Origin of the sequence: Nocardia testacea NBRC 100365 (assembly GCF_000308775.1) — a bacterium.
Lineage (GTDB): Bacteria > Actinomycetota > Actinomycetes > Mycobacteriales > Mycobacteriaceae > Nocardia > Nocardia testacea.
The window spans coordinates 61,555-87,065 of record NZ_BAGJ01000029.1 but is presented as its reverse complement, the minus strand read 5'-3'; the positions used below and the strand labels follow the sequence as shown (position 1 = coordinate 87,065).

Here is a 25,511-nt window from a genome sequence, read left to right as displayed (position 1 = left end):
TCCAGTGGCAGGCCCCCGAACCGCGGCAACCGCTGCCCCCGCCGCACCGGGCTCCGGGGCCGCAGCAGCAATGGCAGCAGCACTCCGGTGCGCCCCCGCAGGCCCCCGGTCCGGCCCCGTACCAGCCCGCACCCCCGCAGTGGCAGCAGCAACAGCAGTCTCCGCAGTGGCAGCAGCAACAGCAGGCCCCGCAGCAGTACGGCGGCCGGCCCCCGCAGCAGCAGGGCGGTCCGCCCCCACAGCAATGGCAGCAGAACCCGCAGCAGTACGGTGCGCCGGGGCCCGGCGCACCGTCCCTCGACGACGTCTCGGTGCGCCGCGCGAAGAAGGCCTCCGGCCAGGGCTGGCGCAAAGTGGTGCACCACGCGTCCGGCGGCCGGATCAATCCCGGCATGTCCGCGGAGGAGCGGCGGCTACAAGAGCTGGTCGCGCGGATCCGGCAACCGGTGCGCGGGGACTATCGGATCGCCGTGCTCTCGCTCAAGGGCGGTGTCGGTAAGACCACCACCACCATCGGTCTGGGCTCGACCTTCGCCTCGATCCGGGGCGACCGGGTGATCGCGGTGGACGCCAACCCCGACTTCGGCACGCTGTCGCAGCGCGTCCCGCTGCAGACGCGGTCCACGGTCCGGGATCTACTGCTCGATCCGGCCATCGAACGGTATTCCGATGTCCGGCGGCATACCTCGCAGGCGACCAGCCGTCTGGAAGTGCTGGCCAGCGAACGTGACCCGGCCGCCTCGGAGGCCTTCAACGAGGAGGAGTACCGGGCGGTGGCCCGGATCCTGCAACGGTTCTACAACATCATCCTCACCGACTGCGGTACCGGCCTGATGCATTCGGCGATGGCGGGCGTCCTGCAACTGGCGCATTCGCTGGTGCTCATCTCCCCCACCGCGATCGACGGCGCGCAGAGCGCCTCGGCCACTCTGGACTGGTTGTCGCTGCACGGCTACCACCATCTGGTGCAGAACGCCGTGGTGGTGATCAACTCGCCGCGCGACGGTACGCCCAACATCGATGTGCAGCAGCTGCGGCAGTACTTCCTGTCCCGTTGCCGGGCGGTGCACATGATCCCGTTCGACCCTCATATGTCCGAGGGCGCCGAAATCGACCTGCCGCGGTTGAAGAAGGAGACCAAGCGGGCCTACGTGGAACTGGCGGCGACGGTGGCCGACGATTTCACGCAGAGCTACCGGCCGCATCAGGGCGGCTGAACCCCGCTCCCGGTCCGGTACCGCGCAGTGGACCCCGGAGCCGGCCGTGGCGGCGACCGGCCCGGGGTGTCACCACTCCGGCAGCCTGCGCCTTCCGGCCTGCACATCGCCGACCAGCGCATCGTAGGCATCGGCCAGTTCGGCCAGGTGATGCCAGGCGCCGTGCAGGAGTTCGTCGTCCGCGTCCAGGGTCATCAGCGCGTGGTGCGCGCGGACCGCGGATTCGGCGAGCCGATCGATGATCGCGCCGACGGTTTCGGTGTGCAGAGTGACACCGAGCCGGTGCTGCGGGACATTGCGCCCCACCCAATCGTCGATGGCCAGGACCAATTCCATCCGGCGTCGATCGATCTCGACCAGCCGGTCGGGATCGGTGACGATGGAACCGCCGCGGCCCACCAATCGACGCTCGTGGAGTACGGCCAGATCACGGGCATACCAGAGCAGCTGACCCCCGACGACCCGGTGTCCGCGCGCGGCGCGCACCAATAGGTCCGAATTCGGCAGACCGGGAGACCCGTTCTGCGCCAGAGGATCAGCGCCGCGCTGGGCGCCGGGAAGAGCCATTACGACTGTTGTATCCGAACCTGTCACGGTTGCCTCGCCGTTCATCGCCGCACAACACCGGGGTCAGTACGTTGATTACAATAAACCGCGAAAGGCTACTGTCAAGCGATACAGGCCCCCCTGGACACGAAAAGCGTACACTTCGTTACCTGGAGACCACCCGAGGAGCACGATGGCGGACGGTCCGACGTATCGACGGATCGCGGACCACCTCCGCGAGGAGATACGAGCAGGCAAGTGGCAACCAGGGGATCGCCTGCCCAGTCACGCCGAATTGGCCGAGCAGATGCAGGTTTCGCTCACCACCGCACGTAATGCGATCCAGGTGCTGGTCACCGAGAACCTCGTCTATACCGCCACCTCCCGGGGCACCATAATCCGCAGCCGCGAAGTGCTGGAATCCGTGGTCACCGACCATATCCGCCCCGATCGGCCCCGGGCCGCCCACGATATCTTCGAAGAAATCGCGCGCGCCGCAGGCCGGGTACCGACCAAAGAGTTCAGCGCGCGAATGGAACCGGCGGACGGGCGTGTCGCGCAATGGCTCGGTATTCCGGTCGATTCGTGGGTGGTGGCCCGCACCGTCGTGCAGTATCTCGACAACGAACCGTGGTCGTGGGAGGTGAGCTTCTATCCCCGGGATCTGGCCGAGGCCACCGGGCTGGATTCCCCGCACGATATTCCCGAGGGCACCACGCGCCGGCTCGCCGAACGTGGGCAGGGCGAGACCGCGCACCGGGATTCGCTGGTCGCGCGGCCGGCGAATGCCGAGGAGGCCGCGGTGCTCGGTGTCGCCATGGGTACCGTCCTGCTGGACCATCTGCGGATCGGCGCGAATCACGAACGGGTCACCCGGGTGACCCGTCACCGCTCCATCGCGGCGAGCAATCGGCTGGCCTACGAGCTCGGCGATTCCGCCGGAACCGCGGTGATCCGTGGCGTACTGGATCAGACCGATCGGTCCGAGATATGGTTCTAGCTCATGACGGTTCAGATTCGGCCGGCCGACCTCGATGACCTGGACCTGATCCGCCGCCTGCGGCTACAACGCTCGTCATGGCTCGCCGCCCGCGGCTCGGACCAATGGTCGACCGAGGCGTCCGGCCTGTCCATCGACTATTTCGCGCGTGCCGTGGCGCGTTCGGTGACCGCGTGGGAAACCTGGATAGCCGAGGTGCACGGGGAACCGGCGGGGACGATCACCATCAACGACCGCGCCGATCGCGAGTTGTGGAGCGTCGCCGAACTGACGGACGCGCTCGTCGTGCACTATCTGATCGTGGATCTGCGCTTCGCGGGTTTCGGCGTCGGGCGGCGGCTGCTCGCGCACGCGGCGGCGCTGGCCCGGGCGCACGGCCGGAACTGGGTACGGCTGGACGCGTGGACGACCAATACCGATCTGCACGCCTACTACCGGCGTGCGGGATTCCGGCTGGCCCGCGTCGCCGACCCGGATGTCGCGAGTCCGTCGTGCGCGCTGTTCGAACGGCATGTCGACGACTGGCTGCTGGAGGGACCTGCGTTCGGTATCTCGACCGATCTACCGCTCACCCGGCTCGCCCGCCACCCGATCGTCCTGCCCGTCTCCGGCTGAACCACAGCGGGATTCGCCCCGGGGGCGGGCCGGAATCCGGCGTCACAGCGGATCCGGATATTTCCGCTCCGCATCGTCGTTCCCGGAATTATCCTCGCCGCGTTCACCGTATTCGCTCGGTGCCGGCGTCGGCGTGGGAGTCGCCGGACTGACTCCAATCGGCGGCCGCGCCCTGGTGGCGCGGATCGCCGGTCTGCTCGCCCCGGCGCGGGGCGGATCTCCACCGACCGCCTGGACCGCGCCGCGGCCGTTGATGTACCGCTGCCTGAAGGCGGCGGCTACGGGGTCCGCTGGGGCGGGGATCTGCTGCTCACCATGCTGCGCATCGACCCGCCACCGGACACGCTCACACTGTTGCAGCCCGGTTCGCTCGAAACCGAACAGCTGTTGCCGCTGCGGGAGATCGCCCGCTGCTTGGACCAATTCGACCTGTCCCTGGCGAGGCCGGTCGAACGCAGCATATCGGTGGTGAAACCGGCCTCTTGGGAGTATCGATCGCGGAGATGAACCGAAGGTTATCGGCCGGTGATGGTCACGCCGACGACAGCCGGATGCAGCTTCCCGATCGGTCACCGAATGCGGCGCCCATCACGCGAGGCGGGAGAAGGTACCGCGCCACAGCGGCCATCGGATATGCGCCGATGCCGCCGAAACCCCGGATCGAAATTCCCGCAGGCCAAGTGAACCTATTATCGGCCGTTGTTCAACGGCTCATTTCGCGTCGTCGTCCGGGTTCGATCGGGTTACGTGGTGACCGGTACTGCTGAATTCAGGACGCGCCGTGGGATGACCGAGAGAGACCTCGTAGCTCCGGGCGAGCGCCCCTGATCGCGAGTCCGCCGGACGCCGCGGACACCTCTCCGGGCGGCACGGCGACCCAGCCAGCGACCGGGGAGGTCGACCGGCGAGACGAATTCGCCGCATATACACCGCTTTTGCCCAGCACATCGATATTCTGTCCGCGTGCACGGACCCGCGCGAGCTCCGCGATGAGGCGAATCGACCTGAACGAGGTCCCCACCTCGGTGAGCGCCGACCTACGGCTGGAGTACGCGGGGCAGCCGTTCACCGGCGAGGTGGTCGAAGAGCTGGCCCCGGGTCAGTTGCTGTCCCAGGAGTTCTACCTCGACGGACTACGGCACGGCAGCCACCGGGAGTGGTGGCCCGACGGACGGTTGAAATCGGAGGGGGAGAGCTATCGCGGGCAGCCCCGCGGGGTACTGCGGCGGTGGCATCCCAACGGCCGTCTCGCCGCCGAGAGCCTGTTCGGGGCGCACGGCGAACTGGAAGCGATCCGGGAATGGGACGAGCACGGCTGTCGGCGGTGAGACCACTCAGACCTTGCGGCGCTCATCCTTGATGCCCCGGACCACCTGGGCGATCATCGCATTGATCGCCCCCTTCAGCAGTGCGGTGCCGACGGGCGCGGCGATCGGCGGATCGGCCTCGCGGACGAGATATCGCCGTCGTCGACCAGATCCCGCCAGTCCATTCGGCGCCGGGTGATACCGCGTGGGCCGTAGATCGACGCACCCTGCTCCACGTCGATCGTTCCCATGCCCACATCGTTCATCCGGTCCATGAAGGTCCGGTCGCCCCAGGTGTTGCGGTAATTGTCGCTGTGCACACCCACTTTCAGACTGCTGTAGGCGTGATTGGCACCGACCTTGCCGACACCGGTCGCCAGACCGTTGGTCGCCCCGGAGACCAGGGCGAGCGGGCCGAACTGCCGGGGCAGCGTGGGCATCGTCTGTTCCATCGCCTTGTCCCAGCCCTCGGCGGTGAAATCCTCCTGCGCCCAGATCACCGCGAACTGGGTCGGTATCGCGGCGGCGGTGCCCGCCAGTCCACCGGTGAAACCGGCCACTGTCCCGGTGATCGCCCCGTTCAGATACTGGCGGCCCATCCCCCGGGTCTCGTTCTGCAGTGTATTGCCGATGATGTCGCCGACGGGGCCCGCCGCCGCGCCCCCGGCCGCGGAACTGACCACTGTGACAGCGATCTGGCCGATATCGAAATCCGGTCGGTGTCCGGCCCCGACCTGATATGCCTGGATGCCGACTTCCTGGATGGTGCCGATCGCGACGTGGCGCAGCATGGAGCCGGCGAATTTGTTGACGACGATGCGGAAGATCGCCTGCATCACCCGTTGCCCCAGGATCCGGACGGCGAATCGGGTGAGGGCGACCGCCGCGGCCTGTACCGCGGGGGCGGTGGGCGGGAAGATCCACGCGGCCGCGATCTCGGCCGCCAGCAGCACCAGCGACGAGATGTACATCAGTTTCGTGATTCGATCTCGGTACCGGTGTCGTAGGCGGATTGCCTGGGCAGCGATTCGCTCGGTCAGCCCTTCGCCGTCGTTGTAATCGACCCTGTCGCCCATATATCCACTCCTCCGCGTGCCGGACCTCGCCGTCCGGGCCGGCTTTTCCGGCGGTTGCGAAGAAAGACGCGTTGCCGCGGAGGGGTATAGAGCGGCTTTGAATACCGCCCACACGGTGAACTTCGGCGGGAATATCCCGGCGGACCGGACCACGCCGCGGTCGCAGTTTCTCCCTCATGCGAAATGAGGCTGGGCCCGAATACAGGCCCGGCCGACCGGAACGGCATGATCGAGCGATATGCGAGCCCTGCTACAGCGTGTGACCTCCGCTCAGGTGAGCGTCGACGGCGAAGTGGTCGGCCGGATCGACCCCCGGGCCACCGGTCTCCGCCACGGCTTGCTCGCACTGATCGGCGTCACACACACCGATGACGAGTCCACCGCCCGGGCGCTGGCCGAAAAGATATGGCGGCTGCGAATTCTCGAGGACGAACGCAGCGCCGCCGACCTGCACGCGCCGATCCTGGTGGTCAGCCAGTTCACCCTCTACGCCGACACCCGCAAAGGCCGCCGCCCGTCGTGGTCCGCGGCGGCACCGGGCCCGGTTGCCGAACCCCTGGTCCATCTCCTCGCCGAGACCCTCCGGCAGGCCGGCGCCATGGTGGCCGGAGGCCGCTTCGGGGCGCATATGGAGGTGGAGCTCAACAACGACGGCCCGGTAACGGTCATGCTGGAGATCTGATCGGGGACGGACCGTCCCCGTTGTGCGGTATTCCGCACCACCGGGAAACCGGAGCCCGCGCCGTGACCGGCGATATGGAATCCCTCGCCTCGGCGAACGCCCGCTCTACCCCTCGGCCCGGCCGGCTGCCGCGGGCCACCGCATGAGGTCTCGCCGGCTATTCCGGGCGCAGAGTGAGGATGCGCGGCCCGTCCTCGGTCACCGCGACGGTGTGCTCCCAGTGCGCCGCGCGGGATCCGTCGGTGGTCACCACGGTCCAGTCGTCGTCGAGAACCTTGGTGTCATGGGTGCCCAGGGTCAGCATCGGCTCGATGGCCAGCACCGAACCGACCACCAGCCGCGGGCCCTTGCCCGGCTCACCCTCGTTCGGCAGGAACGGGTCCAGGTGCATCTCACGCCCGATCCCGTGCCCGCCGTAACCGTCGACGATGCCGTAGGAACGGCCGTGTTCGGACTCGGCCGCGCGGGTCCCGAGTTCGATCGCGTGCGAGACATCGGTGAGCCGGTTGTCCGGCACCATGGCCGCGATCCCGGCCACCATGGACTTCTCGCACGCCTCGCTGAGCAGCCGGTCGGCCTCGATCAGATCGCCCACGCCGAAGGTCCACGCGGAATCGCCGTGCCAGCCGTCCAGCACCGCTCCGCAGTCGATGGACACCAGGTCGCCGGGGGCCAGCACCTCGGCCTCGGTCGGGATCCCGTGCACCACGCGGTCGTTCACCGACGCGCAGATGGAGGCCGGGAAACCGTGATAGCCCTTGAACGAGGGCACCGCTCCCGCGTCCCGGATCACCTGTTCGGCGACCCGGTCCAGCTCGAGTGTGGAAACGCCGGGCGCGGCGGCCGCGCGCACCGCGACCAGCGCGCGGCCCACGACGGCACCCGCCGCCGCCATGGCGTCGAGCTCACCGGCGGAGCGGAACGGCACGACCTTTTTGCTCTTTCGACCGAAGACCATATCGGGTCAGCTCCCCATCACCGAAGGATCAGCGCCGCCGCGGCGGCCCTGGCTAACCGGTCGTGGCATTACGACCCAGTGCCTCCAGGGCCCGCGCGTTGACCTCGTCGACCTCGCCGACACCGTCCACCGAGACGACCAGGCCGTCGTAGTAGTTCAGCAGCGGCTGGGTCTCGTCGCGGTAGATCCGCAGCCGGGTGCGGATGGTTTCCTCGTTGTCGTCGGAACGACCCCGGGCCAGCATCCGGTCGACCACCGTGTCCTCGGAGACCACGAAGCACAGGACCGCGTCCAGTTCACTGCCCAGATCGTCGAGGATCTTGGCGAGTGCGTCGGCCTGGTCGACCGTGCGCGGATAGCCGTCGAGCACGAAACCGCGCGCGGCGTCGGGTTCGGCCACCCGGGACCGGACCATACGGTTGGTGACATCGCTGGGCACGAGTTCGCCCGCGTCCATGTAGCGCTTCGCTTCGAGACCGAGCGGCGTCTGCTCACTGATGTTCGCGCGGAAGAGGTCACCTGTAGAGATATGAGGTACCCCCAGCTTTTCCGATAGCAGCACGGCCTGAGTGCCTTTGCCCGCTCCCGGCGGCCCGAGTAGTACAACTCTCACTTGAGGAACCCTTCGTAATTGCGATTCATGAGTTGGCTTTCGATCTGCTTCACGGTGTCCAGGCCGACGCTCACCATGATGAGCACGGCGGTACCACCGAACGGCAGATTCTGTGTCCCACCGGACGCGCCGATATCGAGGAACAGATTCGGCAGTACAGCGACCAGGCCGAGGTAGATCGAGCCGGGCAGGGTGATCCGGCTCAGTACGTAGGTCAGGTGGTCGGCCGTCGGCTTACCGGGGCGGTAGCCCGGGATGAAGCCGCCGAACTTCTTCATTTCGTCGGCGCGTTCCTCCGGGTTGAAGGTGATGGCGACGTAGAAGTAGGTGAAGAAGACGATAAGGCCGAAGTAGATGGCGATGTACACCGGGTTGCCGGGGTTCACCAGATACTTCTGGATCGCCTCTTGCCACCAGCTGGGATCGGTGGCCGAGCTCGACCCGGTGAGCTGGGCGATCAGGTTCGGCAGGTAGAGCAGTGAGGACGCGAAGATGACCGGGATGACGCCCGCCTGGTTCACCTTCAGCGGGAGATAGGTCGAGGATCCGCCGTACATCTTGCGGCCGACCACACGTTTGGCGTACTGCACCGGGATCCGGCGCTGGCCCTGTTCGACGAAGATGACCGCCATGATGATGAGCAGCGCGGCCACACACACGAGGCCGAACACCAGACCGCCGCGGCTGTCCAGGATGGATTTGCCCTCGCCCGGGATACGGGCGGCGATACCGGCGAAGATCAGCAGTGACATACCGTTGCCGACGCCGCGTTCGGTGATCTGCTCACCGAACCACATCACCAGCGCCGCGCCCGCGGTCATCACCAGGACGATGATGATCATGCCGAAGATGCTCGTGTCGGCCAGGATGTCCTGCTGGCAGCCCTGCAGCAGCTGACCGCGCGCGGCCAGCGCGACCAGGCCGGTGGCCTGCAGGATCGCGAGCGCGATCGACAGGTACCGGGTGTACTGCGTCATCTTGGTCTGGCCGGCCTGGCCTTCCTTGCGCAGTTCCTCGAACCGCGGGATGACGACGGTCAGCAGCTGAACGATGATGCTCGCTGTGATGTAGGGCATGATGCCGATGGCGAACACCGACAGCTGCAGCAGCGCACCACCGGAGAAGAGGTTGATGAGCTGGTAGATACCGGCGGAGTCACCACCGGAGACCAGGTCGATACATTCCTGGACCGCCCTGTAGTCGACCCCGGGCGACGGTAGCGCGGCACCGAGGCGGTACAACGCGACCAGCCCCAGCGTGAAGAGAATCTTCCGCCGCAAGTCCGTAGTCCGGAAGGCCGTAACGAAGGCGGAAAGCACAGATCCTCCTGGCGAACGACATGGTCAGGCCATGGAATTTTTCAGCGTGTCCCGGTCGGAAATCGCCGAACCCATGACGGGTCTTGGCAGACAACACTTGAACTCTAACAGTGACGCCGGACGAGCCTGCACTCGTCCGGCGGCGCTGTGCCTTTCGACATGGTCGGGAGCGCTGCGTGGTTACACTGCGCTACCGCCTCCGCGCTTGACCCGACCATGTCGATCGTCGAAACCGGCGAACGTCAGCCCAGTTCGGTGGTGGTGCCACCGGCGGCGGTGATCTTCTCCTTGGCGGCGCCGGAGAACTTGTCCGCGCTGATCTGCACGGCGACGGAGATCTCCCCTTCGCCGAGCACCTTCACCAGCTGGTTCTTACGCACCGCGCCCTTGGCGACCAGCTCGTCCTTACCGATGGTGCCCCCGTCGGGGAACAGCTCGGCGATGGCGCCCACGTTCACGACCTGGTACTCCACCCGGAACGGGTTGGTGAAGCCCTTGAGCTTCGGCAGCCGCATGTGGATGGGCATCTGCCCACCCTCGAAGGCGGCCGGCACGTTCTTGCGCGCCTTGGTGCCCTTGGTGCCGCGACCCGCGGTCTTACCCTTGGAACCTTCACCGCGACCCACGCGGGTCTTGTCGGTCTTCGCGCCCGGAGCGGGCCGCAGATGATGCAGTTTGATGGTCATTGTCAGACCTCCTCAACAGTTACGAGGTGGCGCACGACATTGATCAGACCGCGGTTCTGCGGGTTGTCCTCCCGGACCACCGACTTGCGGATACCCCGCAGACCCAGGGTCCGCAGGCTCTCGCGCTGATTCTGCTTGGCGCCGATCGAGCTCTTGATCTGGGTCACCTTGAGATCTGCCATATCAGACTCCTTGTCCGGCACGGGCACGCAGCATGCCCGCGGGAGCGACGTCCTCGAGCGGCAGACCACGGCGAGCCGCGACCTCTTCCGGCCGCTGCAGCATCTTGAGCGCCGCGACGGTGGCGTGGACGACGTTGATCGCGTTGTCGCTACCGAGCGACTTGGCCAGGATGTCGTGGATGCCCGCGCATTCCAGCACGGCACGCGCGGCGCCACCGGCGATCACACCGGTACCCGGGGAGGCCGGGCGCAGCATGACCACACCGGCCGCCGCTTCGCCCTGCACCGGGTGGGTGATGGTGGAGCCGATCATCGGGACGCGGAAGAAGCCCTTGCGCGCTTCCTCGACACCCTTCTGGATGGCCGCGGGAACTTCCTTGGCCTTGCCGTAACCGACACCGACCAGGCCGTTGCCGTCACCCACGATGACCAGGGCGGTGAAGCTGAAGCGCCGACCACCCTTGACCACCTTGGAGACACGGTTGATGGCTACGACGCGCTCGAGCTGGTTCTTCTCGGCGGGGTCGTTACGACGGTCGCCGCCACCACGGCGGTCGCCGCCCCGGCGATCACCGCGACCCCCGTCGGGGGCGTTCGAGTTCTGTCCGGCGGGTCCGTTTCCGCCGTCACGCCGCTGACGTCCCGGCATCAGACGTTCCTTCCGTTCACACAGGTATGTGCAGTCATGTTGGTCATCAGAACTTCAACCCGCCTTCCCGAGCGGCATCGGCGAGCGCCGCGATCCGGCCGTGGTAGTCGTGGCCACCGCGATCGAACACCACGGCCTCCACGCCGGCGGCCTTGGCACGCTCGGCGATCAGTTCGCCGACCTTCTTGCCCTTGGCGGTCTTGTCGCCTTCCAGCGCGCGGACGTCGGCCTCGATGGTCGACGCCGAAGCGAGGGTGCGACCGGCCGAGTCGTCGACCAGCTGCACGTGCAGATGCCGCGAGGAGCGGTGCACGATCAGCCGCGGACGCGCGGTGGTGCCCTCGATCTTCTTGCGCAGGCGGAAATGGCGACGCGTCTTGGACAGCCGCCGGCGAGTGGAAGCATCCTTGCCCAGCGGAATGCGCTTGGCCTTCTGATTCTCGGTTTGCGCCATGATCACTTACCCGTCTTTCCGACCTTGCGGCGAACGACCTCACCGGCGTAGCGGATGCCCTTGCCCTTGTACGGGTCGGGCTTGCGCAGACCGTGGATGACCGCCGAAATCTGGCCGACCTTCTGCTTGTCGATCCCGGATACGGAGAACTTGGTGGGCGATTCCACCGCGAAGGTGATGCCCTCGGGCGCCTCGATCGGCACCGGGTGGCTGTAGCCGAGGGCGAACTCGAGGTTGCTGCCCTTCTGCTGCACGCGGTAGCCGACGCCGAAGATTTCCATCTTCTTCTCGTAGCCCTGGGTGACACCGGTGACCATATTGGCGATCAGGGTCCGGGTCAGGCCGTGCAGCGAGCGGCTGCGACGTTCGTCGTCCGGGCGGGAGACCACCAGGCGGCCGTCTTCCTGCGCGACACTGATCGGCTCGGCGACGGTCAGCGACAGCTGGCCCTTCGGGCCCTTCACCGCGACGTCCCGGCCGTTGATGGTGACTTCCACGCCCGCGGGAACCGCGACGGGATCCTTACCGATACGCGACATTGTCCGTACCTCCCCTTACCAGACGTAGGCGAGGACTTCCCCGCCCACTCCCTGCTTGGCCGCCTGACGGTCGGTGAGCAGGCCGGTCGACGTGGAGATGATCGCCACGCCGAGGCCGCCCAGGACCTTGGGCAGGTTGGTGGATTTCGCGTACACGCGCAGACCCGGCTTCGACACGCGGCGCAGACCCTGCAGGCTGCGTTCCCGGCTGGGGCCGTACTTGAGGTCGACGACGAGGTTCTTACCCACGGTCGCGTCCTCGGTGCGGTAATCGGCGATGTAACCCTCGCGCTTCAGGATCTCGGCGATATTCGCCTTGAGCTTCGAATGCGGGGCCTTCACCTGATCGTGGTACGCCGAATTGGCGTTGCGCAGACGAGTCAGAAAGTCTGCGATCGGATCGGTCATGGTCATAGTTCGACCTCGACACCTTTCTCGCTGCGGTTCCCATACAACACCCACGCCAGTGGGCGCGGGCCGTGGGCCTACAGCAATTCGGCTGGTCCGGACGGCAGTCACCGCCGGATGAGTTCGTATCGCCCGGGGGCCCACGCGGGGCCGCCCATGGACACAGAAGTGCCCTGGCAACCGGTCTAGTGTAGGAGCTGGCTCGGGTACGACAAAATCAGGGCCCCGGAACAATGCCCCGACCAGGTAATCTGGCCGTTATGACGGAGAAGGGGAACCTCGAGGAGCGGATGGCCGCTCTCGAGAGTGAAATGGGAGAAATCAAGCATCGGTTGCAGCGCGGCGAGAAGGATGCCGCTGCGGCTCGGGTGCTTGCGGGCGGGGCGGATCGCGATACCTCGGAGCTTCGGATCGAACTACGCGAGTTCCGGGAACAGAACATGCGTCTACACAACGCGACCAGGGCCGATATCGCCGACATCCGCGGGGATATCACCGACATCCGCGGGGATATCACCGAGATCCGGGGCGAGCTGGGGCAACTGAACGGCAGGGTCGACACGTTGACCCTGGAAATGCGGAGCAAGTTCGACATGCTGACCGCCGGCCAGCAGCAGATCGTGAACCTGATCACGCTCGCCCTCGACGGTAAGGGCAGCGACCAGTAGGGAGAGTCTGCGAGTCTCGAAGCACGGCCGCCCGCGAATCGATGATCACGTGCGAACCCGTGCCGAGCTCGCCCGGCGGTAACGAAGCGACCAGGGCCCCGGAGCAGTAACTCCGGGGCCCTGGCTCATCCTGTTTCCGTACCGGTGCTCACCAGGAACTCTTGTGCACCTCCGGCAGCTCGCCGAACTGTTCGGTCTCCACCTCGTCCGGCCCGGCCGGCCCGGCCGGCCCGGGGAGCGGTTCCGCCCGCAGGTCCATATCGAGGCCGTCCACATCGTGCTCGCCGACGTGCACCTGAGCCGTGGACGGTGCGTACCCCGTCGCCACGACCGTGTAGGTGCCCTCGTCCAGGTTCCCGAAGGCGTAGGAGCCGTCCGCGTCCGTGGCCACGGTCTCGATCACATTGCCGAGGGAATCGGTGAGGGTGACCCGGGCCTGCGCCAGCGGCCGGCCGCCGCCGCGCACCACGCCCGCCACCCGCACACCCGGGCGCAGCAGCACCTCGAGCAGTGCGGTGTCCCGGCTGCTCACCCGCGCCGACACCGCGGTGGGGTGGTAGCCGAACGCGCTGACCGCCACGGTGAACTCCCCTTCGGGCAGGCCCGCGAGGTCGAATCCGCCGGAGGCGTCGGATTCGGCGGCGGCCAGCACCTCACCACGCATATCCAGGGCGGTGACGGTGGCGCCGGACACCGGGGCACCGTCGCCGGTCCGGGCGACCGTGCCGGCGAGTCCGGCGAGGGTGGTGAGGGTGACGTCGTAGGAGATCGGGTTGCTGCCCAGCACCGCGGTGGACGCGTCGGGGCGGCGGCCCTCGGCCGAGGCGATCAGCACATACGAACCGGGGGCCGGGGCCGCGATCTCGTAGAAACCGTCCTGCCCGGACAGCGCCCGGCCCAGCTGCCGGCCCGACGGCGAGATCAGTGTGAGGGTCGCACCGATCACCGCGGCACCCCGCGCGTCGTACACCCGGCCGAAGAGGATGGAGCCGCTTCCGCTCGGCTGCGGCGCAGTCCCGGCCGAGGCGTTCGTGCTGCCGGTTTCCGCCGGGGCGTTGGTCGCCGCTTCGGGGGCCGCGTGCCGGGGTCCGGCGGCGGGCACCGAACCGTTGGTCGCGACCCGGCCGGGTTCGGCATCGTCGACCACCCGCTCGGCTTCCACCGAGAGACCGGCCGGAGCGGCCGGAACCGCTTCGGCGACCGCGTGCACCGTGTCGGCTTTCGCGGTGTCGGGCCGGGCGCCGGCGACCGCGGCCGCGGCGGCACGTTTGGCGGTGGGGATGGTGAGGGCGATGACCGCGGCCGCGACCGCGACACCGCAACCGATCAGGATGCCGACCTCGAAACCGTTCTCGGTCGGCACCGAGATCCCACCGGCGAAGGTGGTGCTCATCTCGGCCAGCACCGCTCCGATGGCCGCCGACGCGACCGAGGTGCCGATCGAACGCATGAGGGTGTTGAAGCTGTTGGCCGCCGAGGTCTCGGTGATCGGCACCGCGCTCATGATCAGGGCGGGCATGGCGCCGTAGGCGAAGCCCACGCCGAGACTGATGATGATGGCGCCGACCATCAGTCCCCAGGGCTCGCCCATGAGCGGCACCGAGGCGCCGTAGCCGGCGGCGATGATGATCGCGCCGAGGATCAGCGTCACCTTGGGCCCGGCCAGTGCGGACAGTTTCGCGCTGAGCGGCGAGGACAGCATCATCATCAGGCCACCCGGCGCCATCCACAGACCCATGGCGACCATCGACTGGCCCAGCCCGTAGCCGGTGGCCTCCGGCAGCTGGAGCAGCTGCGGGAAGATCAACGCCTGCGCGAACATCGACATACCGATGACGATCGAAGCGGCGTTGGTCAGCAGGACCCGGGGGCGGGCGGTGACCCGCAGGTCGACCAGCGGATCACGCGAGCGCAGTTCCCACACACCCCACAGCAGCAGAACCACCACGGCGGCGACGAACAGGGAGATCGTCGTGACACTGGTCCAGCCCCAGCTCGCGCCCTTGGACACGGCCAGCAGCAGGCAGACCAGCGCGGCTCCCAGGCCCAATGCGCCCAGTGCATCGAACCGGCCGCGTTCGGCCCGCGGCGGCGTCGAGGGCACCACCGCGAAGATCAGCGCACCGGCCACCGCCGCCAGCACGGCGACGCCCCAGAACAGGTACCGCCAGCTGCTGTATTCGACGACCGCGGCGGCCAGCGGGAGCCCGAGCGCCCCACCGACACCGAGCGAAGAACTGATCAGCGCGATACCGGAGCCGAGTTTGGCGGGCGGCAGCAGATCGCGCAGGGCGGCGATACCGACCGGGATCAGGCCCACGCCCATCCCCTGCAGACCGCGGCCGATGAGCATCGGCCACAGCGAGGAGGACACGGCACAGATCACCGAGCCGATGACGAGCGGGACCACCGATCCCACCAGCACGGGCCGCTTACCGAGCAGATCACCGAGCCGGCCGGCGACCGGCGTCGTCACCGCGCTGGCCAGCAGGCTCGCGGTCACCACCCAGGTCGCGTTCGAGGGTTCGGTGTCCAGGATCTCCGGTAGCTGCCCGAGCAACGGCATCACCAGGGTCTGCGTCAACGACGCCACGATCCCGGCGTATGCGAGCACCGCCAGTACCGCCGCGGGGCGGACGACGGGTTCGGGTTTGGTCACGAGCGTGCTCCTCGATATGCGAAAGTCAGCCGATGTGCATAGTACACATAACATGCATGATGCAATCTAACCAATTCGTCCGTGTGAACATTCCGCGCCCGCCGGGTCGGCGGGGAAGCGAAACGCGCTACCGGGCTCAACCGCTCGGCGGTGGTGCACGAGACACGGCTTTGCCACATTCGCGATGGATCAGGAGAAACACCGCCGAATCGATCAACCGGCATGTTCGGGCATCGTGAAAAGCCCGGTGGCAGGGACGCGCCCAGAGCCCGCGCACGGGTCACCAACCGGGCGCGCCCCGCATGCCTGTGCCACAGCCGGTCTCCCCCGCGGTTCCCTCGCGAATCGCCTCCGTCCTGCACCATTGGAACCTGTGCAGTACACACTCGCCGATATCCTCCCGGCCATCGCCGCCTCGTTCGGGGCGGATTCGCCCGGCCCGCTGGGCCTCACCCCCAACCGGGACATCGTGCTGCTGCTGATCGACGGCCTGGGCGCCGAACTACTCACGCGCCACCGGGATCTCGCCCCCACGCTGGCGGCGCACCTCACCACCACGCTCACCGCCGGATTCCCGGCGACCACCGCGACCAGCCTCACCAGCCTGGCGCTCGGCGCGCCCTGCGCGACGCACGGCATCATCGGCTACAGCTTCGCCGTGCCCACCACCGCCGACGGTATGCGGCTGTTCAACTCCTTGCGCTGGCGCTTCGACTCCGCGACCGGCGACGACGCACGCGAGACCTACCCGCCCGAATCGGCGCAACCACGCCCGAGCCGCCTACAGGACCTCGCCGCGCGCGGCGTGGAGGTGCACTATGTGGTACCGGAGTACCAGGTGCGCTCCGGCCTGACCCGGGCCTCGTTCCGCGCGCCGGGAATCCTGCATCCCGCCACGACTCTCGACGAGGTACGCGCCGGGATCCTGGAGGTCGCCGGTCATCGGGATGCCGGGTCGCGCTTCGCCTACGCCTACTTCCCCGACCTCGACTCGACCGGCCACCTGCACGGCCCCGAATCACCCGAGGCCTTGGCGGTTCTGCGTGATATCGATGCGTTCGCGGCCGGACTGCTCGGCGAACTCCCCGGCACCTGCACACTGCTGGTCACCGGCGATCACGGGATGATCCACGCGGACCACGCGATCGACCTCGACGCATCCGAGGCGCTGCACCGGGATGTAGCCCTGATCGCGGGCGAGGCCCGGGTTCGCCACATCTATCTCGAACACACCGCCGCGCGAGCCGACGCGCTGGCGACCTGGCGGGAGCAGCTGTCCGGGCATGCTCAGGTGGTGACCCGTGAGCAGGCGCTGGACGAACACTGGTTCGGCCCCACCCCGCCCACGCCGGTGATCGCGAACCGGATCGGGGATCTCCTCGCTGTCGCCGAAGGGCACACCGTGCTGGTGCGCCCGGAGCACGAACCGCTGGAGTCGGCGATGGCCGGCCACCACGGCGCCCGCACGCCGGACGAGCAACTGGTACCGCTCATCGTGTCGCGCTGAGTCCGGCGGATCGGCGTACTCGCGCAGCGTCAGAAACGTCCACCGCGGCTGATCCGCCGTGATCCGCCCGATCCGCCGAAGGACCCCGCCCGGTACCCGCCGTGCTGCCTGCGACCGCCGCCCATCCCGCCGCGCAGCATGCTGTCGATGAGGATGCCGCCCAGGATCGCGCCCGCCTGCGCCCCGCCCGACGGCGGGCGCCTGACCTCCCAGGTCCGCACGCCGGCCTGTGCTTCCTGGAGCGCGCGACCACCGAGGTCGGCGGCCGCCCGCGCGTGATCGAACGCGGCGGCCGGATCCGCGGTGCGCAGCCGCTGCGCCTCGTCAAGGTGCCGCTGGGCCTCGGACAGCCGGGTGCGGGGCATCGCGTCCATCGCGCCGCGGCGGGTGGCGATGAAATCGGTGGCCATCCGGACCCGGGTGGCCGCGTCACCGAGCGCCTGGTCCAGCCGGCGGGCCAGATCCGCGGCGGCCGTCTTCCGGGCCCCGGCCGCGGCCAGTGCGCGATCCAGGTCCGCGTCGGCGGCGATCGCGTCGTGGTACATGCCGAGCGGGTCGGCCGTGGCGGCGGTGTCCGCGCGGGCCAGCACGGTGCGGGCGGCGGCGACGGCCGTCTCCAGTTCCGGGCCACCGTGTTCGGTGAGTTCGGCGGCGGCGGCGAGGTCGCCGCGCAACTCGTCGAGGGCGGCGGGCAGGCCCGCCCGCGCCTGCTGGATATGGGCCGCCGCACCGTCCACGGCGTCGAGCAGGGTGCGGGCCTGGCCGATCGCGCCCTCGGCTGCCCGGATATCGGCGACCGCACCGCCCTGTTCGCCCACGGGCCGGGTGATTTCCCGGCGACCGTCGGCGACGCAATCGTCGGCGAAAGCGATACGTTCGCGGGCCATGGTCACATTGTCGGCGATCGGCGCGAGCACGCCGGCCGGATGAGCCTCCGCCAGCCGGGCCAGTTCGGCTTCCGAGGCCGGAATACGACCGGTGAGCTCGACGATATCGCGGGTCAGCGCGTCCAGGCGGGGCCCGGCGTCGATGAGCAGATCGCGCATCGCGTCGAACTCGGCGACGCGGGCATCGAGTTCGCGGTCCGCGTGCCCCGCGGTGGTCAGCAGATCGATCAGCAGGGTGCGCTGTTCGTCCGGTGTCTCCGGGATGGCATCGTCGAGCCGCTGCCGGATCGCGAAGGCTTTCGCCGTGGCGGCGCGGGCGTTGTCCAGGGCGGTGCGGAAGGTGAGTACCGCCGGCTCACCGAATTCCCCGACGGCCAGCTCCAGTTCCTCGGCACTGGTCCGGACCGCATTGTCGAGTTCCACGAGGACCTCCCGCGACCGCGCGTGCAGCGCCTCGAGCGGCAGCGCCGCGAGCGCGGCAGGGTCGGTGGGATCGGTGTGCCGAGCCTGTTCGAGTTCGGCCCGGTCCCGGGCCCGGCGCCGGTAGCGCTGGTACAGCAGCAGACCTGCCAGGGCGAGCACGATCAGCGCGCCGATGAGCAGCACCGGTCCGCTGCTCACCCCGCCCCCGCTCATTGCCGAACCGATCCCCTCCGCCGTGGCGACGCCCGCGTCGGCCCATCGGCTGTCGCGCAACGCGGGTTCGACCCGGTCGGTGAGCAGCCGGTCGATCTCGGATCCGCTGACCCCGGCCGGGCGCTCACCGTCGAAGGCGTAGGCGCGGTCCCGGGTCGCCACCGCCAGCAGTAGATCCCGGTTGCCGAAACCGGATTCCCGCGCGGTCTTCGTGGCCCAGTCCTGTGGCCTGGCCCCGGCGAAATCCTGCACGTAGGCGACCCAGAGCCGTACCTTGTGATCGGCGTAGAGGGTATCGACCGCCGCACGCACGCGCTGGGCGTCATCGGCGGAGAGCGCACCAGCCGAATCGGTGACGTAGGTGTCCATCCGGGTGGGCTGCTCCGCCGCCGCGCCCGGCGCCGCCACCGCGGTGATGCACACGAGGCCGAGCACGAACCACGCGATCCGGAGCAGCGGGTTGGTCGAGGTCGGCATGTCACCGAATGTAGCGTGCGCGAGTCCGCGGGCAGGTGGTCGCGGCGTAGGGCCCCGGAGTTTCGCGGTGAAGGGCCACCGATACGAATAAGACACCGGCGAAATCTTGTCTCGATACGTTCCGGACGTCCGACCCGACACCTCCGGAGGTACCCATGGCCGATTCATCGGCGCGCGAAGCAGCCGAAACCCTGACGCGCGGCCTGGGCAGGCGGGGTTTCCTCCGCGCGGCCGCGGCGGTCGGAGCTGTCGGAGCCGCGGCCACCGCGACGGCCTGTACCGCGGACACCCCGGCGGCCACGGTCTCCACTTCGTCTCCGGTCCTGCCGTTCGGCGGCGGTGTGCCGATCCTGCAACCGGGCGAGGGTGATATCCCCGGCGACCACTACCTGCGGTCCGAAGTGGACCAGGTGCTGTGGGGCTAGGTGCCCAATATCCACAGCGAGGAGGTGCTGCGGATGAAGTCGGGTGCGACCGTCACCATCGATACCGTTTCGCATGAGGGAATCCTGGAGGACCAGGGCCGCGATCCGGTGGAGTACTTCGGCGCGAAGGGCGTCGCGAGACGCGACGTGCTCGCCGACGCGATCGCCATTGCCGAGGGCTACGCTCGCACACCCCGTGATTTCGACACCGACGGACCGCATATCGTCACCGGCCCGGTGTTCGTGGAAGGGGCACAGCCTGGCGATGTGCTGAAGATCGAGACTCTCGGCGCGGTCCCCCGGGTACCGTACGGCGTCGTATCGAGCCGGCACGGCAAAGGCGCACTGGCCCGGACGGCCACCGACGAGGCGCCGGCCGGCATCTCACTCGACGAGGTCATGCCGCCGATCACGACCGACCGCCGGCCCACCGGTGACCCGCGCGATTACGGCAATGTCTCCACCTTCACCGCCATCGAGGAGGGACTGGGCGTCATGCCCTTCGGGGAGGCGAAGGTCCGGTTCCCGCTGCGTCCCTTCATGGGCATGATGGGGGTGGCCTTCTCCCCGGACACCGATCCGAAAGCGGCTTCCGCCAATTCGATTCCACCCACTCGCGGCGGTGGCAATATCGATATCCGATTGCTCGGTGCCGGATCCGCGTTCTACCTGCCGGTCTTCGCCGAGGGCGCCCTTTTCTAGAGAAGGGTATGGACCGCGCCACCGCGTACGCCTATCTCTCCGCGGCTGCGGACTTCACCGTGTCCCAAGTGGTGGACCGTACCGTGGGCGTGCACGGCCAGATCTACAAATCCCACTTCGCCTGACGCCGGGCGGGGCCCGGTGTTCCGGCCGCGCCACCGGCGAGCGGCACGGCCGGCCTCGGCCTGGTCCGACGCGGCGGGTCGCTGCGCCGGGTTTCGTGGTCAGGGGACGGAAATCCGTTGCACGCGCCCCGGGCGGCCCCGCACGATGGGGCCATGCCGACCTTCGCCGATTTCGACCGCCGCCACTACCGAACAGTCGATGTCGCCACCGGTTATGACGGGTGGGCACCCACCTACGAGCAGACCGTGCTCGACGATATGGATCTCGCCCTGCTCGACCGCCTGCGCCGGCCGGCGTGGCCGCAGGTGCGCCGGGCAGCCGATCTGGGTTGCGGCACCGGTCGCACCGCGGCCTGGCTGCGCGAACGCGGCACCGCGCAGATCGACGGAATCGACCTCAGCGAAGGCATGCTGCGACGCGCCCGGCAGCGCGGTATCCACACCGAACTCGCGCACGGCGATGTCCGCGAGACCGGATTCCCCGGCGCAGCCTACGATCTCGTGATCTCCTCGCTGATCGACGAGCATCTGCCCGACCTCGCTCCGTTCTATGCCGAAGCGCGCAGGCTGGCCGCACCCGGCGGCGTATTCGTCCTGGTCAGTTACCATCCGCAATTCATGATGGTCACCGGTATGCCCACCCACTACACCGGCTCCGACGGCGAACCCCTGGCCATATCCACCCACCTGCACACCTTCGGCGATCATGTGACGGCCGGTATCGCGGCCGGGTGGCAGCTGGCCGAACTCGCCGAGAGTTCGATCGACGACGCCTGGATCGCCGCGAAGCCCGAATGGTCCGATCTGCGCGGGCATCCCTTCACGATGGCATCCGTCTGGGTGTAGTGGTCGGGGATTTCACCGACTCGCGACGGTCGGATATCACCAGAAGAACCCGCCCGCCCGCAGGGGCGTATCCGCGGCCCGGACCCTCGCCTCCGCCGAACCGCCCGGCCGGAATCGGGTTCGGCCGGCCGGGCGGTGATCACCGGCAGATCATCGGGTGACGGTGACGCTCACACCCGGCGGTGCCGCGACCGGCTGGTCGATGATGACCGACAGCGTCGATCCCGGCTGGTCAGCGGCCCGCCCGGCGTACTCGGTGATGTTCTCACCGAGACGTTGTTTCGCCTCCGGGGTGAAGTTGGGCGGCAGTGCGCCGAGCACCGGGCCGAGGTTCAGGTCCTCGATCGCCCGGGCCTCGGTGTCGGTGAGGTGTACGGTGACCGCTTCCTCGGAGCGGTCGACCGACAGAGCCGAAGCCGGTCCGCTCCCGACAACGAGACAGCCGGCCGAGGCCGCGAGGACGGTCAGGGAAAGGTGAAATCTCATGAATATCTCCTGTGTAGTCGTTTGATCGTGTGTGTCCGAAGTGCTCTTGCGCCGCCATGGACGGCAGTCGGCAGGGCCCTTGTCCGCTCGGGCGACCGAGGGCCGGGCCGAGGTGAAATGGCTGTTGGGTTCGGCGCGTTCCTTTCTCCAGGACCGGCGCCGGAGCGGGGGCGTCCATTGCCGGGCAGCTCCGCCGACGCGTTTCGGATGCGCGAAGGTCGCCACCGGCAGGCCCGCCGCAGCAGCAGGTGGCCGCGGCGAATAGGCGGAAACAGTTCGTCACGAACGAATCGATGCGCCCGGCCGGCGCGGGCCCGACACGAACTCTCCGTTCGCCTCGGCCCGCACCCGGCGGGTCACGACCGCGGCCCGGCACCCGGAGTCAGTGCTGGTACGCGCACCGCTCCGGCGCGCGGGCGTCTCCTGTATCGCCCGCCCCGGTACCGGAGCAGCTCTCAGCGGCGGGTGGGCAGCGGTTCGCCCGCGCGGCGTAGACCTGTCATCTCCGGCAGACGCACAGACGCAGCAGAGTCTCTTCTCCGGTCGCGGCCGGGCCGGAGGCCGGTAGCCCCCTCGGCGAGCCGCGGCGCGCGTGATCCAGCAGTCCCACAACGAGACCTATGAAGATCAGCGCAACGGGCCACAGGTCGTCGAGCCGGGGACGCGGTACCGCGGCACGCGTACAGGCGTAGCGGCAGTGCACGGACTGCCCGCCGGATTCGCCGGGCCGTTCGACTTCGGATTCGGCCGAATTCCCCTCCGCGACAAAGAAGGACACGAGCGAGACGTAGGTGCTTTCCCGCGGATCGACCATCTGGCCGTCGCGGACCTCGAGCGTCAGCACCACCGCGGCGAAAACGAGCACGAGCGCCCGCAGCAACTGCGGCGCCTGCGCGATATGCCTCACAGTCGCCGATACTAACCGACACCACCCGCGCCCGATTTTTCCGGTTCTTCTCGAGTCCGGGAACGAATTCGACTATGCCGCAACAGCTACCGTAACCATGGGCGCCATCGAGCTATCGAGGGTCGGCCCGGCCGGTCAGCGGATCCGTTTCACCGCCCGGCATTCCCTTCGGCGGCTCCTCCGGTGTGATGCGCGGGCGTTCGATCAACTCCGGGAACGGGGCGCCGGCAGCCGAACCGACCGCGAACGGCGCGGTCGAACCGGAAAGGCTCACGAATCCGTCCACACTCTCCTGGACGGACAGGCCGACACGGTCCGGAGTGCGGGTATAGGCCGCCCGGGGCCGGGAATCGCGATCGGTGCGAGTCGGCCATCCGAATCGTTCCCACGACCGCACGACCAAATCGAAGTATCGACTCTCTGCCCCGGGTGTTGCCGCGACGAGCCAGTACGCAATATCGAAGAACTCGGCATCGACCTGGCCAGCGGAATCACCGACGGGCAGGATCACTCCCGAATGCAGTCGCGTCTGCGGGAGCTCGGGATGCAATAGCGACAACGCCGAGCCGGCAGGGAGCGCGCCCAGCGTGCGCAAGAGGTGCCGCTGTAGTTGTTCCTGTGCCTTTATCTGCGTCGGTTCGATATTCATATCGGCCTCCTCTCATTGCTGTCCCGGCCAGTGCTCGGACAGGCGATCACGCCACCAGGCTGCCGTGCCCGGTGATGATGAGGCCGATATTTCTCGACGCCGGGTTATCGGAGTGTAGATACGCCTCCGCCGAATGGTCCCATTGGTTCCAGCGCTCAGGGATCAACGGCGTGGAGTCGAAGACCGTCGCACCGAAACCAGGGTCAGTAGGTAACCGGCCGTGCGTATCCGGCATCAGGTGCACGAAGTCGCTGGACGCAATCGTCGCGAATATATGATCGCCATTGTTCTCCGGTGAAACGCCAGCAAGTCTCAAATCGCCGACATGATCCGCGCCCGTTCCCCAACTGCCCATGGAAACGACAACGTCGGTATGCAGCATCTCCCCGCGACCGGCGGCCGCGGCGGCAAGGACACTTGCGTAGGAATGGCCGACCGTGGCGGTGTGCGCGGACGCCCCCTCATGGGAAGCGCGCAGACCTTCGTGGTAATCACGCACACCGGCGGCACCGTCCTTGGCCGGCTGGGGGAATATCGCCTGCACCATGGACTCGGGTTGCTTGTAGCCACCCCAGTAGCTCACCGCCGTGCTGGAATTGGGCGCGGCGCGCCGCGCGACCTGCTGCAACTGGTCTGTGATCGATCGCGCGTAGGAAAGCACGAATTCAGGGCGGTGAGCAGGTTGCAGCAGTATGGCGTTATTACGGGAGAAATCCGGATTACCCCGCGAGAACGCCAGCCCCCCATCGTTGTCGATGTGGGTGAGGAAAATCCCGGGTTCGTCCAGGACCTCCTTTATTCCGGAATAATTTTCGACGCGCTGCCGATCATTTGATTCCTGCGCCTGCCGAATAAGCGCATCCAGGTTGCGGCGGTTATAGAAATCTCGGTCTACTGCCGGAATTCCGCCCCGGTTCCCGAGAAAAGGATCCAAATGGAAAAGCTCCGACCTGTCGGATGAGGAGAGATTTTCCCAAGCATCCCGCAGCTGCCGTGGATTACCGGGCAGCCCGATATCCGGACGCGTCATCCGTGAGGGGGTCGCGGGTGGCCCCTGCCGTAAAAGCATTCCGAGAACCCGATCGTTGTTCGAGTCGGCCAAGATCAAATGATGGTTGCCTTGCCGCGCCGCCTCACTCGCCCTGCGATAGAGCGTCTCGGAAATACCCTCGCCCATTTCCGAAACAATTCGCTTCAAACGCCGAGCCAGTGCTCTGGCCTCCAGCATTCCGGGGCTCAGATCTTTCAGTACGGAGGCGATATCGTCCCGGCTCGGTCCGGAGCTGCCCATGTCATCATCACCTCGGCGATCGCCTTATCGGCCGGGGCCGGTCAACCGAGCTGAGCCGAGATCCGGCCCCCTGTGACGAACCCCGGCGAGACAGCAGTCGAAGGCACGGTAACCATCGAGCAAGTGTGCCAGACCGGATCGTGTCCGGGAAGCGACCCGCTGCCGGACATGCCGAGGACCCGAGCCGTCGACTCGGGTCCTCGTTCGTTTTCCGGACGCACCGGCATTCCGGTGCGTCAGCTCACCAGGAGCTCTTGTGCACGCCCGGCAGCTCGCCGCGGTGCGCCATTTCGCGCAGGCATACACGGCACAGACCGAACTTGCGGTAGACCGCGTGCGGCCGGCCGCAGCGCTGGCAGCGGGTGTAGGCGCGGACAGCGAACTTCGGCTTGCGGTTGGCCTTGTTGACCAGTGCTTTCTTGGCCATGTCTCAGTTCTCCTTGAACGGGAAGCCGAGGTGCTTCAGCAGGGCACGGCCTTCTTCGTTGTTGGTCGCGGTGGTGACAACGGTGATGTCCATACCGCGCGGACGGTCGATCTTGTCCACGTCGATCTCGTGGAACATCGACTGCTCGCTCAGGCCGAACGTGTAGTTGCCGTTGCCGTCGAACTGCTTGGGCGACAGGCCGCGGAAGTCACGGATACGGGGCAGGGCGATCGAGACCAGGCGGTCCAGGAACTCCCACATCCGGTCGCCGCGCAGGGTGACCTTGGCGCCGATCGGCATACCCTCACGCAGCTTGAACTGCGCGATGGACTTGGTGGCCTTGCGGATCTGCGGCTTCTGGCCGGTGATCAGGGCCAGGTCCTCGACCGCGCCGTTGATCAGCTTCGCGTCCCGGGCGGCGTCGCCGACGCCCATGTTCACCACGACCTTGACCACGCCCGGGATCTGCATGACGTTGGCGTAGTTGAACTCGTTGTTCAGCGCGTCCTTGATCTCTTCGCGGTAGCGCTGCTTGAGCCGGGGCTGCACTTTCTCGGTGGTGGTCATA

At 67.8% G+C, this 25,511-nt stretch carries 28 protein-coding genes and 2 pseudogenes; 10 read left to right on the top strand and 20 right to left on the bottom strand.

Going from position 1 to position 25,511, the window contains the following annotated elements; genetic code table 11:
• Window positions 1-1,217: MinD/ParA family ATP-binding protein (locus ON38_RS04195; protein WP_245563904.1), on the top strand; the 1,217-nt coding region annotated here is incomplete at its 5' end.
• Window positions 1,218-1,286: 69 nt separating this feature from the next.
• On the opposite strand, the gene ON38_RS04190 is transcribed toward ON38_RS04195, so the two are convergent.
• Complete coding sequence (locus tag ON38_RS04190; protein ID WP_039822478.1) at window positions 1,287-1,784, bottom strand: DUF4254 domain-containing protein; 498 nt, start codon at window positions 1,782-1,784, stop codon at window positions 1,287-1,289.
• Between the two features lie 172 nt (window positions 1,785-1,956).
• Here ON38_RS04190 and ON38_RS04185 point away from each other — a divergent pair, with 172 nt between their 5' ends.
• The 4 genes from ON38_RS04185 (at window position 1,957) to ON38_RS04170 (ending at window position 4,706) form a co-directional block, all read left to right on the top strand.
• Window positions 1,957-2,763, top strand: a complete 807-nt coding sequence (locus tag ON38_RS04185; protein ID WP_051164356.1) for a GntR family transcriptional regulator — start codon at window positions 1,957-1,959, stop codon at window positions 2,761-2,763.
• A 3-nt stretch (window positions 2,764-2,766) separates the two neighbouring features.
• Complete coding sequence (locus ON38_RS04180) at window positions 2,767-3,378, top strand: GNAT family N-acetyltransferase (protein WP_083872231.1); 612 nt, start codon at window positions 2,767-2,769, stop codon at window positions 3,376-3,378.
• Between the two features lie 315 nt (window positions 3,379-3,693).
• Entirely contained in the window at window positions 3,694-3,885 is a 192-nt protein-coding gene (locus tag ON38_RS37365; protein ID WP_039822477.1) for a hypothetical protein, read from the top strand.
• Between the two features lie 482 nt (window positions 3,886-4,367).
• The gene (locus tag ON38_RS04170) at window positions 4,368-4,706 is read left to right on the top strand and encodes a toxin-antitoxin system YwqK family antitoxin (protein ID WP_039822475.1); all 339 of its coding nucleotides are present in this window, start codon (window positions 4,368-4,370) and stop codon (window positions 4,704-4,706) included.
• Between the two features lie 74 nt (window positions 4,707-4,780).
• Here ON38_RS04170 and ON38_RS04165 read toward each other — a convergent pair whose 3' ends face one another.
• A complete protein-coding gene (locus tag ON38_RS04165) occupies window positions 4,781-5,761 on the bottom strand; it encodes a hypothetical protein (RefSeq protein WP_039822474.1) in 981 nt (326 codons plus the stop codon).
• 238 nt (window positions 5,762-5,999) lie between these two features.
• Between ON38_RS04165 and dtd the strand changes: the two genes are divergently transcribed.
• Window positions 6,000-6,443 carry a D-aminoacyl-tRNA deacylase gene (gene dtd, locus ON38_RS04160; protein WP_039822473.1) on the top strand — a complete coding sequence of 148 codons (444 nt, stop codon included), beginning with the start codon at window positions 6,000-6,002 and terminating at the stop codon, window positions 6,441-6,443.
• Window positions 6,444-6,600: 157 nt separating this feature from the next.
• Here dtd and map read toward each other — a convergent pair whose 3' ends face one another.
• The 9 genes from map to rpsH all read right to left on the bottom strand — a co-directional run bounded on the left by map (window position 6,601) and on the right by rpsH (window position 12,257).
• Window positions 6,601-7,401 (bottom strand): type I methionyl aminopeptidase, encoded by an 801-nt coding sequence (gene map, locus ON38_RS04155; RefSeq protein ID WP_039822472.1) that lies wholly within the window; start codon window positions 7,399-7,401, stop codon window positions 6,601-6,603.
• A gap of 52 nt (window positions 7,402-7,453) precedes the next feature.
• A complete protein-coding gene (locus ON38_RS04150) occupies window positions 7,454-8,014 on the bottom strand; it encodes an adenylate kinase (RefSeq protein ID WP_039822471.1) in 561 nt (186 codons plus the stop codon).
• Window positions 8,011-9,333 (bottom strand): preprotein translocase subunit SecY, encoded by a 1,323-nt coding sequence (secY, locus tag ON38_RS04145; protein WP_039822469.1) that lies wholly within the window; start codon window positions 9,331-9,333, stop codon window positions 8,011-8,013. Before secY ends, ON38_RS04150 begins: the two co-directional genes overlap by 4 nt.
• 242 nt (window positions 9,334-9,575) lie before the next feature.
• A complete protein-coding gene (gene rplO / locus ON38_RS04140) occupies window positions 9,576-10,019 on the bottom strand; it encodes a 50S ribosomal protein L15 (protein ID WP_039822468.1) in 444 nt (147 codons plus the stop codon).
• Window positions 10,020-10,021: 2 nt separating this feature from the next.
• Complete coding sequence (gene rpmD / locus ON38_RS04135) at window positions 10,022-10,201, bottom strand: 50S ribosomal protein L30 (RefSeq protein ID WP_030522647.1); 180 nt, start codon at window positions 10,199-10,201, stop codon at window positions 10,022-10,024.
• A gap of 1 nt (window position 10,202) precedes the next feature.
• Complete coding sequence (rpsE, locus tag ON38_RS04130; protein WP_030522648.1) at window positions 10,203-10,850, bottom strand: 30S ribosomal protein S5; 648 nt, start codon at window positions 10,848-10,850, stop codon at window positions 10,203-10,205.
• Window positions 10,851-10,896: 46 nt separating this feature from the next.
• On the bottom strand, window positions 10,897-11,304 hold the full coding sequence (rplR, locus tag ON38_RS04125) for a 50S ribosomal protein L18 (protein ID WP_030522649.1): 408 nt from the start codon (window positions 11,302-11,304) through the stop codon (window positions 10,897-10,899).
• A 2-nt stretch (window positions 11,305-11,306) separates the two neighbouring features.
• Entirely contained in the window at window positions 11,307-11,843 is a 537-nt protein-coding gene (rplF, locus tag ON38_RS04120; protein WP_039822467.1) for a 50S ribosomal protein L6, read from the bottom strand.
• Window positions 11,844-11,858: 15 nt separating this feature from the next.
• On the bottom strand, window positions 11,859-12,257 hold the full coding sequence (gene rpsH / locus ON38_RS04115; RefSeq protein ID WP_039822465.1) for a 30S ribosomal protein S8: 399 nt from the start codon (window positions 12,255-12,257) through the stop codon (window positions 11,859-11,861).
• Between the two features lie 254 nt (window positions 12,258-12,511).
• On the opposite strand from rpsH, the gene ON38_RS04110 reads away from it, so the two are divergent.
• Complete coding sequence (locus ON38_RS04110) at window positions 12,512-12,919, top strand: hypothetical protein (RefSeq protein WP_051164355.1); 408 nt, start codon at window positions 12,512-12,514, stop codon at window positions 12,917-12,919.
• 148 nt (window positions 12,920-13,067) lie between these two features.
• Here the strand turns inward: ON38_RS04110 and ON38_RS37360 are convergent, their stop codons facing one another.
• Both ON38_RS37360 and ON38_RS37355 read right to left on the bottom strand, forming a co-directional pair.
• On the bottom strand, window positions 13,068-13,889 hold the full coding sequence (locus ON38_RS37360) for an MSCRAMM family protein (protein ID WP_281004597.1): 822 nt from the start codon (window positions 13,887-13,889) through the stop codon (window positions 13,068-13,070).
• A 279-nt stretch (window positions 13,890-14,168) separates the two neighbouring features.
• A pseudogene (locus tag ON38_RS37355) lies at window positions 14,169-15,578 on the bottom strand (MFS transporter); the annotation flags it as partial.
• A gap of 373 nt (window positions 15,579-15,951) precedes the next feature.
• On the opposite strand from ON38_RS37355, the gene ON38_RS04100 reads away from it, so the two are divergent.
• A complete protein-coding gene (locus tag ON38_RS04100; RefSeq protein WP_039822462.1) occupies window positions 15,952-17,085 on the top strand; it encodes an alkaline phosphatase family protein in 1,134 nt (377 codons plus the stop codon).
• A 29-nt stretch (window positions 17,086-17,114) separates the two neighbouring features.
• On the opposite strand, the gene ON38_RS04095 is transcribed toward ON38_RS04100, so the two are convergent.
• Window positions 17,115-19,085 carry a TPM domain-containing protein gene (locus ON38_RS04095; RefSeq protein WP_039822461.1) on the bottom strand — a complete coding sequence of 657 codons (1,971 nt, stop codon included), beginning with the start codon at window positions 19,083-19,085 and terminating at the stop codon, window positions 17,115-17,117.
• A 155-nt stretch (window positions 19,086-19,240) separates the two neighbouring features.
• Here ON38_RS04095 and ON38_RS04090 point away from each other — a divergent pair.
• Together ON38_RS04090 and ON38_RS04085 are read left to right on the top strand one after the other, a co-directional pair.
• A pseudogene (locus ON38_RS04090) lies at window positions 19,241-20,337 on the top strand (acetamidase/formamidase family protein).
• Window positions 20,338-20,490: 153 nt separating this feature from the next.
• Window positions 20,491-21,183 carry a class I SAM-dependent DNA methyltransferase gene (locus ON38_RS04085; RefSeq protein WP_039822460.1) on the top strand — a complete coding sequence of 231 codons (693 nt, stop codon included), beginning with the start codon at window positions 20,491-20,493 and terminating at the stop codon, window positions 21,181-21,183.
• Window positions 21,184-21,333: 150 nt separating this feature from the next.
• Here ON38_RS04085 and ON38_RS04080 read toward each other — a convergent pair whose 3' ends face one another.
• The 6 genes from ON38_RS04080 to rplE all read right to left on the bottom strand — a co-directional run bounded on the left by ON38_RS04080 (window position 21,334) and on the right by rplE (window position 25,510).
• The gene (locus tag ON38_RS04080; protein ID WP_039822459.1) at window positions 21,334-21,669 is read right to left on the bottom strand and encodes a hypothetical protein; all 336 of its coding nucleotides are present in this window, start codon (window positions 21,667-21,669) and stop codon (window positions 21,334-21,336) included.
• A gap of 499 nt (window positions 21,670-22,168) precedes the next feature.
• Window positions 22,169-22,576 carry a putative copper homeostasis (lipo)protein LpqS gene (gene lpqS / locus ON38_RS04075; RefSeq protein ID WP_039822457.1) on the bottom strand — a complete coding sequence of 136 codons (408 nt, stop codon included), beginning with the start codon at window positions 22,574-22,576 and terminating at the stop codon, window positions 22,169-22,171.
• 112 nt (window positions 22,577-22,688) lie between these two features.
• Window positions 22,689-23,225 carry a hypothetical protein gene (locus ON38_RS04070; protein WP_039822456.1) on the bottom strand — a complete coding sequence of 179 codons (537 nt, stop codon included), beginning with the start codon at window positions 23,223-23,225 and terminating at the stop codon, window positions 22,689-22,691.
• Between the two features lie 46 nt (window positions 23,226-23,271).
• Window positions 23,272-24,516: an alpha/beta hydrolase gene (locus ON38_RS34640; protein ID WP_083872225.1), complete on the bottom strand. Its 1,245-nt coding sequence runs from the start codon at window positions 24,514-24,516 to the stop codon at window positions 23,272-23,274.
• Window positions 24,517-24,757: 241 nt separating this feature from the next.
• Window positions 24,758-24,943, bottom strand: coding sequence for a type Z 30S ribosomal protein S14 (locus ON38_RS04060; RefSeq protein ID WP_014349101.1), 186 nt, complete (start codon window positions 24,941-24,943; stop codon window positions 24,758-24,760).
• A gap of 3 nt (window positions 24,944-24,946) precedes the next feature.
• Window positions 24,947-25,510, bottom strand: a complete 564-nt coding sequence (gene rplE / locus ON38_RS04055; protein WP_039822453.1) for a 50S ribosomal protein L5 — start codon at window positions 25,508-25,510, stop codon at window positions 24,947-24,949.
• Window position 25,511: the final 1 nt, after the last annotated feature.

Excerpts from the sequence above, each read along its gene's own strand:
- ON38_RS04110 (WP_051164355.1), top strand. The coding sequence starts at position 12,512 with ATGACGGAGAAGGGGAACCTCGAGGAGCGGATGGCCGCTCTCGAGAGT.
- dtd (WP_039822473.1), top strand. The coding sequence starts at position 6,000 with ATGCGAGCCCTGCTACAGCGTGTGACCTCCGCTCAGGTGAGCGTCGAC.
- rplR (WP_030522649.1), bottom strand. The coding sequence starts at position 11,304 with ATGGCGCAAACCGAGAATCAGAAGGCCAAGCGCATTCCGCTGGGCAAG.
- ON38_RS04080 (WP_039822459.1), bottom strand. The coding sequence starts at position 21,669 with ATGAGATTTCACCTTTCCCTGACCGTCCTCGCGGCCTCGGCCGGCTGT.
- rpmD (WP_030522647.1), bottom strand. The coding sequence starts at position 10,201 with ATGGCAGATCTCAAGGTGACCCAGATCAAGAGCTCGATCGGCGCCAAG.
- ON38_RS04060 (WP_014349101.1), bottom strand. The coding sequence starts at position 24,943 with ATGGCCAAGAAAGCACTGGTCAACAAGGCCAACCGCAAGCCGAAGTTC.
- map (WP_039822472.1), bottom strand. The coding sequence starts at position 7,401 with ATGGTCTTCGGTCGAAAGAGCAAAAAGGTCGTGCCGTTCCGCTCCGCC.
- ON38_RS37365 (WP_039822477.1), top strand. The coding sequence starts at position 3,694 with ATGCTGCGCATCGACCCGCCACCGGACACGCTCACACTGTTGCAGCCC.
- ON38_RS04190 (WP_039822478.1), bottom strand. The coding sequence starts at position 1,784 with ATGGCTCTTCCCGGCGCCCAGCGCGGCGCTGATCCTCTGGCGCAGAAC.
- ON38_RS04095 (WP_039822461.1), bottom strand. The coding sequence starts at position 19,085 with ATGCCGACCTCGACCAACCCGCTGCTCCGGATCGCGTGGTTCGTGCTC.
- ON38_RS04070 (WP_039822456.1), bottom strand. The coding sequence starts at position 23,225 with ATGAATATCGAACCGACGCAGATAAAGGCACAGGAACAACTACAGCGG.
- rplF (WP_039822467.1), bottom strand. The coding sequence starts at position 11,843 with ATGTCGCGTATCGGTAAGGATCCCGTCGCGGTTCCCGCGGGCGTGGAA.
- ON38_RS04180 (WP_083872231.1), top strand. The coding sequence starts at position 2,767 with ATGACGGTTCAGATTCGGCCGGCCGACCTCGATGACCTGGACCTGATC.
- rplE (WP_039822453.1), bottom strand. The coding sequence starts at position 25,510 with ATGACCACCACCGAGAAAGTGCAGCCCCGGCTCAAGCAGCGCTACCGC.
- ON38_RS04085 (WP_039822460.1), top strand. The coding sequence starts at position 20,491 with ATGCCGACCTTCGCCGATTTCGACCGCCGCCACTACCGAACAGTCGAT.
- ON38_RS04165 (WP_039822474.1), bottom strand. The coding sequence starts at position 5,761 with ATGGGCGACAGGGTCGATTACAACGACGGCGAAGGGCTGACCGAGCGA.
- ON38_RS04170 (WP_039822475.1), top strand. The coding sequence starts at position 4,368 with ATGAGGCGAATCGACCTGAACGAGGTCCCCACCTCGGTGAGCGCCGAC.
- ON38_RS04185 (WP_051164356.1), top strand. The coding sequence starts at position 1,957 with ATGGCGGACGGTCCGACGTATCGACGGATCGCGGACCACCTCCGCGAG.
- rpsH (WP_039822465.1), bottom strand. The coding sequence starts at position 12,257 with ATGACCATGACCGATCCGATCGCAGACTTTCTGACTCGTCTGCGCAAC.
- rpsE (WP_030522648.1), bottom strand. The coding sequence starts at position 10,850 with ATGCCGGGACGTCAGCGGCGTGACGGCGGAAACGGACCCGCCGGACAG.
- ON38_RS34640 (WP_083872225.1), bottom strand. The coding sequence starts at position 24,516 with ATGGGCAGCTCCGGACCGAGCCGGGACGATATCGCCTCCGTACTGAAA.
- rplO (WP_039822468.1), bottom strand. The coding sequence starts at position 10,019 with ATGACCATCAAACTGCATCATCTGCGGCCCGCTCCGGGCGCGAAGACC.